Here is a 12,428-nt window from a genome sequence, read left to right on the forward strand (position 1 = left end):
TAGGTGTGGAGGCGGCCTTGGAAGTGATGGGCGGGAAGTGGAAGCCTTTGATTATTTATCACTTGATGACAGGACGGAAACGCACGTCGGAGCTCCGGCGGTTAATACCGGACATTACGCAGAAGATGCTGACAACACAGCTAAGAGGTCTGGAAAAGGACGAGATTGTGCAGCGCAAGGTATATTCGGAGGTTCCTCCCAAAGTGGAATATGAGTTGACGGCCTACGGTTGGGGATTAAAGCCTGCCCTGGACCATTTGTGCTATTGGGGAGAGGAGCATCTGGAGAAGGTTCACGGGGATAAGTTCAAGGTTCTGGAGGACTTCGATTCTCAGTAAAGTTGAAGAGAGGGGTGCTAGAAGGTGAGTGATGGAAAGCACGTTAAACAGTCAGTCCCCATTCGTTGTGAAGGAGTGGCTGTAGTCATAATGAAAAAGAGCCTTCATCAATACCGTGTACTGATGCTCAAACGGGCTGGTCGTATGTTGCATAATGAGTGGTGTTATGTTGGCGGTGGTATAGAAAAGGGCGAGAAGGCATGGGAAGCTGCATTAAGAGAAATTCACGAGGAAACAGGCATTACTGAAGTCAGCTTGTATTCTGCTAATCAATTTGAGCAATTTTATTCACCGATAGAAGACTATATCTATTCCGCTCCGGTATTCGTAGGATATGTTGATGAGGGCCAGCCTGTCCGGTTAAATCATGAACATACCGAGTTCCAATGGATGACGTTTGACGAAGCCAAAGAAAACGCGGCATTACCCGGAATTGATGACATTTTGGATTTTGTTGAAAAGCATTTTGCCAAGAAGGCTCCGTCGAAATGACTGTGGATTGATGGGAAGGTTAAATAGGAGGGATAACTCATCAAATATTGGACTACATATCCACGGGCCAAGTTGAATTTAATGCTTATGCTGCTCGTTGAATTTTTTTATATTAGGAATTTTACCGTTAGCGATAACGGTATACTCAAGTTCATGCTGCTGTTTATGTTCGTCTTTGTTTTTACGTATATCATCATTCTCATCAAATGAATCTTTTTCACCAAACCGAGCATTACGCTGGGAAGCGACCATGTGATATCTACGAAAAATCAGAAATACGATGCATCTCAAATTGATTGTATCTACATGAATTACAAACGGATTGGCATCAAACTCTATGGGCGGCGGTTAGTCCCTATAGATTTATGTTTCTATTTTGAAAAAGGCCAGGAAACCGCAGCTTTAGATGAATTATATGAATGGGCAGCACGTCATCAAAAAGAAGTAAAACATAAATTCTTCCAAACCTTAATATAGACTAGGTTTAGGGCTCTAGAAGGATTAGCCGAGATAGGAGAGATGCACATGAGATATCTAACGAAAGAATGGTATGAGCTGTGTCAGCAGACAGGACTTCATTTTGGCCTAAGAGTACATAGTGGAGCTTACGAGTTAGATGAGAATCTATTTTTAAGGTTGTATAAAAGAAAGGAAAAGGCGCATGTGAAGCAGGAGCGAGAGCTATATAATATAGATCCTCGTTTCATGCTAGAGCATGATGGTCAAGTCCTCACTCGTGTAGACAAAGCTTTCAGTGGGGAACAGGTGGCAGAAGAGGATCAGATCGTTTTTCACATGCCACCCGAACAAAGAGCGCATATTGAGAAACTCATTATAGAATATGACGTACGCCCTCCTTTTGATGAGATGAAATGCAAGGAAGAGTACAAAGAATCGATGGAGTGGAATTTTAAATACCATACGGAGCAATTGCCTGAAGAAATCGTTGAACAAATTGCAGATATTCGTGTGTTTACGTTGGGTTATTGCACGAGAGAAGTTATGCTACAGCTGAAGAAACAGAGTGCGGAAAATAGGAGAGAGATGGATCGTGTATCGAAAGAATACAGGGAAGTCATGATGGCACAAGATATTCCAGATGAAATACATAGCCGGATTCAATATCATGATTGTACGGTAACGGAACTGCTGACGGAGGATGAAGTGGTCTTTCGTTTTGACACCCGTGGGGGCTTCACCAATATAAATAAACTTACGCTGGTTGCGCCCAAAATCATCAAACAAGATGAAGAGATTGTAGGCAGCTACTGGCTGTATCAAGAGCTGTACCGGATCGATAACGGATATGAGCTTCATGTTCTATTTGATGGAGAGAATATGCCTGAACTGATTGTTCGCTGTGCTGATATTCTGGTAGAGGAAGAGTGAGACAGAGTCGGGAAGGTGCAATGCATCTGGTTGAACCTTTGAGAATGAGCAATACAGCGACTTCTGTGTTTATCATCGTAATATTAGTTCTTAGCTAGGAAGCATCGGGCTCTGTTAATTCGCCTGAATAGATTGGCATGGCGGTCACCCCAACATCGTAATCGGAGAGAAGCTGCATCAGTTGATCGGGAGACGCTAGAGGAGTTGGGCCTGTATGGAATTTTTCGGGGCACTAATAGTATCACTTATATGTTTTATTGTGGTTCTTATTGTTGTTGCAATAGTACGATATGCCATTGATTCGTCAAAAACGTCGAAAAAATTGGATGTTTTAATCAAAGAAGTACACTATCTGAGAACTGAAATCAAAAAACAGCAACCCAATAAGCAACAAGATGATAGTAAACATATGATTGACGAGAAAGTATAGAACGCAAAAGGGAGGTACAATCAATATGGGCATGTCAGACTATTACAGAAACCTTAGGGAAAAGATCGGTAACGAGCTTATTTTTATGCCGGGCGTGGCTGGCATTATCCGAAATAATCAAGAGGAGATCCTGTTCGGTCGTAAACATAATGAAACAACTTGGGGCTTGATTGCTGGAGCAATTGAGCTTGGTGAGACGCCAGCTCAAGCGATGATCAGAGAAGCACTGGAAGAGACAGGTCTTGTTATTGAACCGGATAGAATTATTGGGGTGTATGGCGGTGAAGAACAACGGTTTACATACCGGAATGGTCATCAGGTTGAATATTTGACTATCGTATTTGAATGCAAGATCAAGGATGGACAACTAACGCCTGATCATGAAGAGATGAAGGATCTGCAATTTTTCCCCGAGCATAAGCTTCCACCCATTGCAAACAAGTATCCAAATTATATTTATAGTTCCAACCAAGAGGAACGGGCGCATTTTGTTAGGAGCACTTGTCATCAGTAAAAAAGTAAAAGCGCTATTGATTGTATAGACCCGGAAAATTCCAAAGTAAGGACGTATTATGACGACATTCCTCAGTTTGAATAGTATACTGAACCGTTCGCATAAATAAAATAAAAGAAGAGCAGACACTATGGGGAGAGGGATGTGGTCATGATCGTATTGACATCAGCAATCGTATTCTCCGTCCTGATTCTGATCGTTATTCTCTTTCAGGTTGCTTTAGCTGCGGGTATACCGTGGGGAGAATACGCTATGGGTGGGAAGTTTCCCGGGAAATACCCTATATCCATGCGTTTTGCTTGCTTGTTTCAGATCGCGATTCTAGCCTTCCTTGCTTTAGTTGTTCTGAGTAAATCGGGACTGCTCTTGCCTGGATGGTCTGCATTTGCAGATATAGCGATTTGGTTTATTGTAGCGTATCTGGTGCTCGGGACGATATTGAATCTGATTACGAGAAGTGTATGGGAACGAAGAATCTGGGCGCCCGTAACTATACTACTGCTAATAACCAGTATAATCATCGCCATTTCATAACAATGAGTAACTGCGAAATCTGCAAAGCTGGAGCCCTGGCATGTATGCCAAAGGGCTCTTTTAATAGTTACCGGGTGTCATTTATACTAATGGGAGTTTAACCCTTACATAGAGAAGATTAAACGGAGAGGGGAGGCTTTATTGTGCCGATCTACTACATTGCAGCAGGTTTACTGATTGTTGCAGCCTATATGGTTTGGCGTAAGCTCAGGATATTCCGTCCAGCAGGAAGCCGCAGGAAGCAGACGAAAGTGACGTACAGACGCAAAAAAGTACCTTTGAATCTTGGACTTCGTGAAGAAATTTCGTATCAGCAAACCATTCGGCAATTGGAAAAAAGCTTCAATAAGCATTTTGCCAACAAACTCAAGCTCCGCATTCAACAGGAACATCCTCACATGAAAACGTTGGAGTATCGGTGGAAACTGATAGAGCTAAAGCGATACTTTATTATGGCTTCTTTGCTTAAGCAGGTGCCGATGTTCAGTGATGAGGTAGATGAATTGTGGCATGAAATGCTGATGTTTACGAAATCCTACGCTGACTTTTGTGCCGAATTTATGGGTTCCACGGTACATCATGAGCCGGCAATCACCCGCCACGAAACGCCAGGAGCACGTGCCTGGTTTGACTGGGTGTATTGTCAATTATTCGAATTCACTCCCTACAGTGCCGCGATCTGGGGTGATTTCTTCAGCTATCCAATCTCCAGTGATATGCAGAAGCTGATCGCACAGGGAGATCAATCTGAACTGGTGAAGCAACTTTTTCATGCGAGACGCATGCAGGAGGATCCTGAAGTTGCACAGGTGATTACCTACTTGATTGAAAAACTACAAAGATCGGCAAGTCTAAGCGAGAAAGAGCTATCCTTTCAATCCTCCGGTACGAGCGATGTGGCTCTCATCATGGCGAGTGCCATGGTGTACCATTCCATGCATCATGAGGCGAAATATGGGGTGCATATGGGCCGGCTGGAGCAAGAAATTCTTTCACAGGAAAAGACAGCCTATGGTGCTTCGTCAAGCAGTGGTTGTACGAGCAGTTCGAGCTGTTATGCGGATCATTGCACAGACAGTAGTGGTTCGTCGGGAGGTTCCGATTCCTCCTCAGGATCATCATCCGACTCTTCTGGCAGCTCGTCCAGTTGCTCATCTTGTGGCGGCGGTGGGGATTGAAAAATCAAAATCGGAAAGAGTGAAGAAACCTGATCGACTTGGTGAAACAGAAACAGACTGCAAATGAAACTTGCAGTCTGTTTCTGTTTTCTGCCAGATCGTATCATCACCCGATTCTGATGGGGATGAATACTGGCAAAACGTTGCTCAAGCGTTTCCTAGTTCCTTTCGCTTCTTTGCATACTCCGCAGTTGCGGTAAACAGCACATCGGAAGAGGAGTTCAGAGCCGTTTCGGATGAGTCTTGCAGCACACCGATAATAAAACCGACGCCAACGACCTGGATCGCAACTTCATTCGGAATGCCGAACAAGCTGCACGCCATCGGAATGAGTAAGAGCGAGCCGCCAGCAACGCCTGAAGAACCTGCTGCAGACACGGCCGATAGAACACTGAGAATAAGCGCGGTACCGATATCGACTTCAATGCCGAGGGTATGAACGGCAGCCAGCGTCAAAACCGAAATGGTAACCGCAGCGCCCCCCATATTAATTGTCGCGCCTAACGGAATCGATACAGAATAGGTATCAGGATCCAGCTTCATCTTTTCACACATTTTCATGTTAATCGGAATATTGGCAGCGGAACTGCGTGTGAAGAATGCAGTGACCCCGCTTTCTCTCAAGCAGCTAAAGACGAGCGGATATGGATTGCGGCGAATAGCGACATATACAATCAGCGGGTTTAGCACTAGAGCAATAAACAGCATGCATCCAACCAGAACAAGAAGTAATCTTCCGTAATCAAGCAGGGATGCAAGTCCGTTGGCTGTAATGGATTCATATACTAGTCCCATAATCCCCAGCGGTGCGAGGTTAATGACCCATTTGACGATCATGGATATCGCATCCGAGAGATTGGACAACATGTTCTTGGTGCTGTCCTTGGCATTTTTTAAAGCGACACCGAGAAGAATTCCCCAGGAAAGAATTCCAATATAGTTGGCATTCATCAGAGCACTGATCGGGTTATCAACGACATTAAGCAGTAACGTTTGAAGAACTTCCGCAATCCCGCCGGGGGGAGTCACACCTTCAGTTCCTTCTATAAGGGACAGATTGACTGGAAAGAGAAAGCTTGCGACGACGGCAGTCAGACCTGCCAAAAAAGTGCTTACTACATAGAGCAGAATAATCGTTTTCATGTTCGTCGGACGGCCCTTTTTATGCTGAGAGATAGCCGCGATCACAAGAAGAAAGACTAAGATAGGTGCAACCGCTTTTAGCGCAGATACGAATAAGGAACCAAACATGCCGATTCCGGCCGCATGGGGAAAAGATAAAGCGAGAATAACCCCTACTACAATTCCTGCAAGTATTCGTTTAACCAAACTAAATTGGTTCCATTTGTTCAGCAATGTAATCATGATATCCCTCCGGATTGAATATGGAAAAACTTGCTCACTTCACAGCGGTGAAGCGTTTTGCGTTTAGATATTAGTTTACCATGAAAAAATCCCTTTGCAATGAAAAATATTGCGTCCTGTCGGATTTGTATAAGGCTGTAATCTCTCTTGTGGTCAAGTAATCCATGAATAGCAGTGTAAGGATTAATGTTGGGGTACAACAATAGGACGCTCCCTTCAAGTGGGGAGCGTCCTATTATGTTTTTGTGGGATCGGTAAATCCCAAAATCTCAATGATGATGATGCGCATGGGCATCCGGTGTGTCGCCTTTCACGGTACATAGCACCGAGGTGTCATGCAGATGTTTCTCGGATTCCACTTGCAGGGTAACATGTTTGATTTCTTTGTGTTCCAGCAAATGCTCGATCTTCTGGACCAATACTTCAGCTTCATAAATACTCAGCGTTCCATCTACCACAATATGTGCGGTCAGCGCATTCAGGTTACTGGTGATGGACCAGACATGCACATCGTGAACGCCTTGCACGCCATCGACTTGTTTGATCGTCTGAACAAGGTCATTCACATCCACATTCGCCGGGGTGCCTTCCATTAAGATATGCAGGGATGATTTGGTTACAAAGAAACCGCTTCGCAACACAAGCGCCGCGACAATCACACTTGCAAGTGGATCAGCCCAGCCCCAACCGAAGAACATCATGAGCAGCGCTGCGGCAATGGCCCCAACCGATCCCAGCATATCGCTGATGACATGGAGATAAGCGCCGCGCATATTCAGATTTTTCTCCGTATCGCTACCACGCATCATGATCCAGGCCACCAGAATATTAATGAGTAATCCAATGATGCTGATGATCAACATGCCTACGGTTGCGACTTCTGGCGGGTTAATAAAGCGACCAATTGCCTCGTAAAAGATATAGAGAGAAATGGCGATTAGTGTGACTCCGTTTAACGTGGCAGCCAAAATCTCAAAACGTCTGTACCCGAAGGTTTTGCCTGTATTCACCGCTTTTTCACCGAAAGTGAACGCCAGTAAGGCAATTCCCAGGGCAATGGAGTCCGATAACATATGACCTGCATCGGAGATGAGTGCGAGACTGTTGGTAATAAATCCACCAATGGCTTCAACGATCATATAGACGGTAATAATGATGAATGAAAATAACAGTACTTTCTTGTTATTGGTGGTGTGAACGTGGTTGTGCCCATGGTCATGATTATGGTGATGTCCGGACATAAAAAACCCTCTCCTTTGGAGCCGTGCTCCGTTATGTAATATGATTTCTAGTGTGGCTATAAATGATTCTTAGCAATGGTTGATCGCCTACATATGAATATATGAGCGATCGTTCATATATTATGGCTTTATTATAGTTGTGCCCTATAGTAGTGTCAACCAGATTTGAAAAGTTATAAACATGACCGTGGCATATCATGGCAGGTGTACTGGCGAATGAGATTGCTTTTATGCTACCATCTGTGCAGGATCAAAGTGAGATGTACTTGCTACATAGAAGGGCGGACAACCATATGAAGTATCTGCTGCTGGCAGACGATGATGCCAATATACGAGCACTCCTGCGGCATGTCATGACCAAGGAAGGGTATCGGGTGCATGAAGCACAGGATGGAGTGCAAGCAGTCAAGCTGATGCAAGAAACGCCGATTGATCTGGCAATCCTGGATGTGATGATGCCTGGCATGGACGGACTGGAGTTATGTGATTTTATTCGGCAGCAGTATGACATTCCCATCATGTTGCTTACGGCACGAGATCAGCTATCCGACAAGAGAGAGGGTTATCTGAGAGGCACGGATGAATATGTGACCAAACCGTTTGAACCCGAAGAACTGGTCTACCGGGTGAAGGCATTATTTCGTCGATACCATCGCACGTCCAGCGATATCATCCGCATGAATCGGATCGTCATTGACCGTAACAACGTGGAGGTTACCGACGGGCAATCCATTCTCTTTTTGCCGATGAAGGAATTTGAATTACTCTCACAGCTTGCGCAGTTTCCGGGCCGCTTGTTCTCGCGGGATGAACTCATTCGGCTCGTCTGGGGAGCGGATTACGAAGGAGATGACCGTACCGTTGATGTACATATCAAGCGGCTTCGTGACCGGTTTGCCGAGTATACGGACGATTTCGTCATTCAGACGGTACGAGGGATTGGTTACAAGATGGAGGTGAAAGCACCTTGAGGACCTTGTACGTCCGGGTATTCCTCATTACGGTTGCGGTGATTATGGTCAGCGGCTTATTAGGTTTTCTTTTGTCGAATATCTATTATCATGCCAAACTCAAGGATTTCAACGATGAAAAACTGGTGGGCATCGCCACGGAAATGCAACAGTTTGTAGAGCGGCAACCGGACACGATGGAGCTGTATCTGAACAATGCGGCCGCGCTGGGGTACGAGATCTATGTGACAGATGGCAAAGGGCATGACCAATTCTATGGTCGTGAATTTCGCGAGAAGCAGCTGGACAAACAAGCTGTAGATCTGGTGCTGCGTGGTGAGGTGTACCATGGCGTTGCTCAGTTTCCTAGCCACCCTTTTATTACCGGGTTTTTCGATAATCAGTTAAGTAATACCGTTGGTGTTCATTTACAGTTGGAAAATGCAAGCTATGCGCTCTTTATGCGCCCGGACGTAATCCTGCAATTCGGTGAGCTGCGAATCTTTTTTGCGCTGATTGGTGCATTTACCGTGGGCATCAGTATTCTGATCTTTCTGATCAGCACCCGCTATCTGGTCAATCCCATTGAACGTCTGTCCGAGGCGACCAAGCGGATTGCTCAAGGGAACTATAATCTGCAATTGCCTACCGCAAGGCGTGATGAGATTGGTCAGCTGGCCCAGCATTTCATGACGATGAGTCGTGAATTGGAGAGGGTAGACCAGGCGCGGCAGCAATTTGTATCGAATGTATCCCATGAGATTCAATCGCCGTTGACCTCGATTCAGGGTTTTGCCCAATTGGTGGCGGACCGGGATCTGCCTGAACAGGAACGGGAGCACTATGCATCGATCATTGAGGAGGAGAGTCGTCATCTCTCTTTGCTGAGTAAACAACTGCTCCTCCTGTCCTCCCTCGAACAAGGCAACGAAGATCTGACCCAAGTGAAGTTCTCTCTGCGGGATCAATTCCGCCAAGCGGTTCAGGTGCTGCAATGGCAGTTGGAGGAAAAGGAGTTACTGCTCCGAATTTCGGTACCCGAATCCATCCAGCTGGTTGGCAATGAAGTGCTGCTCATGCAAGTGTGGATGAATCTGCTGGGCAATGCGGTGAATCATCTGCCGCTGGGAAGAAGCATCGAGATCCGTGCCGAGCAGACAGATGCACAGTGTGTGATTCAGATTCGGGATACGGGGGATGGAATCGCTGCGGAGCATCTGCCTTTCCTGTTTGACCGATTCTACCGGGTGGACCGGGCGCGGGAACGTTCTTCCGGCCGAACCGGGCTTGGACTTGCCATTGTGCAGAAAATTATCCGAATCCATGACGGTACAATCGAGGTCTCCAGTTCGCCTGAAGGCACGGTCTTTACCGTGACCCTTCCGCAGATGTAATCTGTTATTCATTTGCCGTTCATTTTCGCCTCCTATACTTGGATTATCAAGAGGGAGGTCACAGAACATGTACTTGGCTATTCGGGAAATGAGGTTTGCCAAAGGGCGTTATGCTCTAATTGCAACAATCATGGTGCTGGTTTCATTTCTGGTACTGTTTGTCACAGGACTTGCACAGGGGCTGGCGTATGATAACGCGGCTTCGATCAAAAATATGGCAGCAACCCACTTTGTACTGGAGCAGGATTCGAATCATCGTTTTACCCGGTCACAAGTGGATCAGGATCAGCTTCATCAGGCACGCTCCGTGGTGGGGCAAGAGAATGCTGAGCCGCTCGGTGTGAAAATGACAACCGTTAGTCCAACAGGCGACACGAAGAAGATCGATGTCACGCTGTTCATGGTCAATCCGGAAGGCTGGCTTGCTCCTAGTGTCACCGAAGGGTCTGCGATCACGGAGCAGACGAACGGGCAGGTTGTGGTGGACCATAAGCTGTCTGAATCTGGCGTCACGATTGGCACCGTACTGGTCGATCAAGCTTCAGGAACGGAGTGGACCGTCGGTGGATTTGTGCAAAATGAGTCCTTCAGTCACTCCCCGGTGGTGTTCCTGAATGAACAAGAATGGCTCGCGCTTCAAGAAGGTTCACGAACTTCACAAGGTACGGCAGACGCGAGTGCTTCTGTATACAATGCCATTGCCATTAAGGATGCGGGCGAAGAGGTAGACAGCCTGAGTGCTGCCTTGCCGAATACGGAAGTGATTACAAAGTCCGATGCTGTATCGGCCATTCCTGGATATAAAGAAGAGCAGGGATCGTTGCTCATGATGATCGCTTTTCTGTATGTCATTTCGGCGTTTGTGCTTGCGGTATTCTTCTACGTGATCACGATTCAGAAAACGAGTCAGTTCGGGATATTGAAAGCCATTGGAACGCGGAATGTGTATCTGGCGGGCAGTGTTTCTTTACAAGTATTGATCCTGTCGGTCGGTAGTCTGGTAATTAGTGTTCTGCTGGTTCAGTTGTTTGAGTCGATCTTGCCAGCTTCAATGCCGTTTCAATTAGACTTGTCTACCCTGGCACTAACCTGCGTGTTATTTGTGATGATGTCTATGGCGGGTTCGTTGTTCTCAGTGTGGAAGGTTGCCAAAATTGATGCGCTTGATGCGATTGTGAGGACAGCAGCATGAGAAACCGATTGGTATTGCAGGGAATTACACAGACCTTTGAAGATGGAGGAAGCAAACGGACGATTCTGGATAAGCTGGATCTTGAGGTTGCCGAAGGGGAACTTGTGGCTGTGATGGGGCCTTCCGGCTCGGGTAAAAGTACATTCTTATCCATTGCTGGCGCACTTCTTGAACCAACGGAGGGACAGGTTCTGCTAGATGGAGCATCGATTATAGGCAAAAACAAGCAGGACCTATCCGATGTGCGCCTACAGCAGCTCGGCTTTATTTTTCAGAGTGCCAACCTCATTCCGTATCTGAAAGTGGAAGAACAACTGATGGTGGTTGCGAAGCTTGCCGGAACGGACAAGAACAAGGCGGCGAAGCGAGTGGATGAGCTGCTGGAGACGGTAGGCTTAGCCCAGCGGCGTAAAGCATATCCCGAGAAGTTGTCTGGTGGGGAACGCCAGCGGGTCGCCATTGCCAGAGCTTTGATGAATGATCCGGCTGTCCTGCTTGCGGATGAGCCAACAGCCAGCCTGGATGCAGAACGCGGCCTTGATATTGTTGGCATGATAGCAAAGCTCGTTAAAGAGCAGGGCAAAAGTGCGGTGATGGTTACACATGATGAACGGATTCTACCGCTCTGTGATCGGGTTCTCTTTTTGGAGAACGGGAAACTGGCGCATAAATAGACTGATTAGGTAAGTTGCCTGAGACGGAACTATCCTATGTGATTAAGGACGAGAAGGTCATGTATTCCCTGTGGGAAAGTGGCCTTCTTTCTTCGTTTTCATCTATAATTGGGTGAGAGGATTTAGGTGGAAGATTTTACTTTACATAGAATTTTACATAGAGAGGATCGGATAGAAGATGAAAAGTTTGAATTCGGACCAATTCCCGGCGCTGAGTACGTCGATTCATTGGGGGACTGTTGCAGCCGAGTTTAGGTTAAACGACATCGTGGATGAAACGTTGGTAAGCAATGTGAGCATCATTCCATTTGTGGGGGATCAAGTGGTTGTTTTTCAGATTGATAATGGACTATGGGAGCTACCGGGGGGAACGTTGGAACCCGAAGAGAAGTATATGGATGGACTAAAGCGAGAATTGATGGAGGAACTCGGTGCGGAGTTGCTTACGTATCAGGTATTTGGACAATTCCATTGTATGTCGAGTGCGTCTGAGCCGTATAGACCGCATATTCCGCATCCTCATTTTGTGAGACTCATTGGTTATGGAGAGGTTGAACTTGTGGGCCAACCGCTGAATCCGGTGGATGGGGAGCAGGTGATTGCCGTGGAAATTGTGGAGATGGGTGAAGCGATTAAGAGATTTGAAGAACAGAGTAGATATGACATTGCGGAGATGTATAAGCTGGCGTATATGCTGCGAGAAGAAGGCAAAGGGTGAGTAGCAAGAATTAGGTTAT

General features: G+C 46.3%; 16 protein-coding genes. 13 read left to right on the forward strand and 3 right to left on the reverse strand.

Annotated features, from left to right (window positions below; all coding sequences use genetic code 11):
* The first annotated feature begins 26 nt into the window (after window positions 1-26).
* Both ACR32F_RS07865 and ACR32F_RS07870 read left to right on the forward strand, forming a co-directional pair.
* Complete coding sequence (locus ACR32F_RS07865; RefSeq protein WP_440119732.1) at window positions 27-338, forward strand: winged helix-turn-helix transcriptional regulator; 312 nt, start codon at window positions 27-29, stop codon at window positions 336-338.
* Between the two features lie 75 nt (window positions 339-413).
* Complete coding sequence (locus tag ACR32F_RS07870; protein WP_440119733.1) at window positions 414-830, forward strand: NUDIX hydrolase; 417 nt, start codon at window positions 414-416, stop codon at window positions 828-830.
* Between the two features lie 78 nt (window positions 831-908).
* On the opposite strand, the gene ACR32F_RS07875 is transcribed toward ACR32F_RS07870, so the two are convergent.
* Window positions 909-1,082, reverse strand: a complete 174-nt coding sequence (locus ACR32F_RS07875) for a hypothetical protein (RefSeq protein ID WP_440117721.1) — start codon at window positions 1,080-1,082, stop codon at window positions 909-911.
* Here ACR32F_RS07875 and ACR32F_RS07880 point away from each other — a divergent pair, their 5' ends adjacent.
* The 6 genes from ACR32F_RS07880 (at window position 1,083) to ACR32F_RS07905 (ending at window position 4,875) form a co-directional block, all read left to right on the forward strand.
* Window positions 1,083-1,307, forward strand: coding sequence for a hypothetical protein (locus tag ACR32F_RS07880; protein WP_440117723.1), 225 nt, complete (start codon window positions 1,083-1,085; stop codon window positions 1,305-1,307). It abuts the gene before it with no gap.
* Between the two features lie 48 nt (window positions 1,308-1,355).
* Entirely contained in the window at window positions 1,356-2,219 is an 864-nt protein-coding gene (locus ACR32F_RS07885; protein WP_440117725.1) for a DUF4085 family protein, read from the forward strand.
* A gap of 214 nt (window positions 2,220-2,433) precedes the next feature.
* On the forward strand, window positions 2,434-2,649 hold the full coding sequence (locus tag ACR32F_RS07890) for a hypothetical protein (protein WP_440117727.1): 216 nt from the start codon (window positions 2,434-2,436) through the stop codon (window positions 2,647-2,649).
* Between the two features lie 25 nt (window positions 2,650-2,674).
* A complete protein-coding gene (locus ACR32F_RS07895; RefSeq protein WP_440117729.1) occupies window positions 2,675-3,163 on the forward strand; it encodes an NUDIX domain-containing protein in 489 nt (162 codons plus the stop codon).
* Window positions 3,164-3,313: 150 nt separating this feature from the next.
* Window positions 3,314-3,697, forward strand: coding sequence for a hypothetical protein (locus tag ACR32F_RS07900; protein ID WP_440117731.1), 384 nt, complete (start codon window positions 3,314-3,316; stop codon window positions 3,695-3,697).
* Window positions 3,698-3,840: 143 nt separating this feature from the next.
* On the forward strand, window positions 3,841-4,875 hold the full coding sequence (locus ACR32F_RS07905; RefSeq protein ID WP_440117733.1) for a hypothetical protein: 1,035 nt from the start codon (window positions 3,841-3,843) through the stop codon (window positions 4,873-4,875).
* Window positions 4,876-5,022: 147 nt separating this feature from the next.
* On the opposite strand, the gene sstT is transcribed toward ACR32F_RS07905, so the two are convergent.
* Entirely contained in the window at window positions 5,023-6,240 is a 1,218-nt protein-coding gene (gene sstT / locus ACR32F_RS07910; RefSeq protein ID WP_440117735.1) for a serine/threonine transporter SstT, read from the reverse strand.
* A 269-nt stretch (window positions 6,241-6,509) separates the two neighbouring features.
* Window positions 6,510-7,481 (reverse strand): cation diffusion facilitator family transporter, encoded by a 972-nt coding sequence (locus tag ACR32F_RS07915; RefSeq protein ID WP_440117737.1) that lies wholly within the window; start codon window positions 7,479-7,481, stop codon window positions 6,510-6,512.
* A 293-nt stretch (window positions 7,482-7,774) separates the two neighbouring features.
* On the opposite strand from ACR32F_RS07915, the gene ACR32F_RS07920 reads away from it, so the two are divergent.
* The 5 genes from ACR32F_RS07920 to ACR32F_RS07940 all read left to right on the forward strand — a co-directional run bounded on the left by ACR32F_RS07920 (window position 7,775) and on the right by ACR32F_RS07940 (window position 12,409).
* A complete protein-coding gene (locus ACR32F_RS07920; RefSeq protein ID WP_440119735.1) occupies window positions 7,775-8,452 on the forward strand; it encodes a response regulator transcription factor in 678 nt (225 codons plus the stop codon).
* On the forward strand, window positions 8,449-9,825 hold the full coding sequence (locus tag ACR32F_RS07925) for a sensor histidine kinase (protein ID WP_440117739.1): 1,377 nt from the start codon (window positions 8,449-8,451) through the stop codon (window positions 9,823-9,825). Before ACR32F_RS07920 ends, ACR32F_RS07925 begins: the two co-directional genes overlap by 4 nt.
* Before the next feature lie 67 nt (window positions 9,826-9,892).
* Entirely contained in the window at window positions 9,893-11,017 is a 1,125-nt protein-coding gene (locus ACR32F_RS07930) for an ABC transporter permease (protein ID WP_440117741.1), read from the forward strand.
* Window positions 11,014-11,691 carry an ABC transporter ATP-binding protein gene (locus ACR32F_RS07935; RefSeq protein ID WP_440117743.1) on the forward strand — a complete coding sequence of 226 codons (678 nt, stop codon included), beginning with the start codon at window positions 11,014-11,016 and terminating at the stop codon, window positions 11,689-11,691. Before ACR32F_RS07930 ends, ACR32F_RS07935 begins: the two co-directional genes overlap by 4 nt.
* Before the next feature lie 178 nt (window positions 11,692-11,869).
* The gene (locus ACR32F_RS07940) at window positions 11,870-12,409 is read left to right on the forward strand and encodes an NUDIX hydrolase (protein ID WP_440117745.1); all 540 of its coding nucleotides are present in this window, start codon (window positions 11,870-11,872) and stop codon (window positions 12,407-12,409) included.
* Window positions 12,410-12,428 lie beyond the last annotated feature (19 nt).

Source organism: Paenibacillus hebaui (assembly GCF_051934385.1).
Lineage (GTDB): Bacteria > Bacillota > Bacilli > Paenibacillales > Paenibacillaceae > Paenibacillus.

Bases quoted from the DNA above. Each gene is read 5' to 3' on its own strand.
- ACR32F_RS07865 (WP_440119732.1), top strand. From the start codon at position 27: ATGGGCGGGAAGTGGAAGCCTTTGATTATTTATCACTTGATGACAGGA.
- ACR32F_RS07875 (WP_440117721.1), bottom strand. From the start codon at position 1,082: ATGGTCGCTTCCCAGCGTAATGCTCGGTTTGGTGAAAAAGATTCATTT.
- ACR32F_RS07885 (WP_440117725.1), top strand. From the start codon at position 1,356: ATGAGATATCTAACGAAAGAATGGTATGAGCTGTGTCAGCAGACAGGA.
- ACR32F_RS07890 (WP_440117727.1), top strand. From the start codon at position 2,434: ATGGAATTTTTCGGGGCACTAATAGTATCACTTATATGTTTTATTGTG.
- ACR32F_RS07895 (WP_440117729.1), top strand. From the start codon at position 2,675: ATGGGCATGTCAGACTATTACAGAAACCTTAGGGAAAAGATCGGTAAC.
- ACR32F_RS07900 (WP_440117731.1), top strand. From the start codon at position 3,314: ATGATCGTATTGACATCAGCAATCGTATTCTCCGTCCTGATTCTGATC.
- sstT (WP_440117735.1), bottom strand. From the start codon at position 6,240: ATGATTACATTGCTGAACAAATGGAACCAATTTAGTTTGGTTAAACGA.
- ACR32F_RS07915 (WP_440117737.1), bottom strand. From the start codon at position 7,481: ATGTCCGGACATCACCATAATCATGACCATGGGCACAACCACGTTCAC.
- ACR32F_RS07920 (WP_440119735.1), top strand. From the start codon at position 7,775: ATGAAGTATCTGCTGCTGGCAGACGATGATGCCAATATACGAGCACTC.
- ACR32F_RS07930 (WP_440117741.1), top strand. From the start codon at position 9,893: ATGTACTTGGCTATTCGGGAAATGAGGTTTGCCAAAGGGCGTTATGCT.
- ACR32F_RS07935 (WP_440117743.1), top strand. From the start codon at position 11,014: ATGAGAAACCGATTGGTATTGCAGGGAATTACACAGACCTTTGAAGAT.
- ACR32F_RS07940 (WP_440117745.1), top strand. From the start codon at position 11,870: ATGAAAAGTTTGAATTCGGACCAATTCCCGGCGCTGAGTACGTCGATT.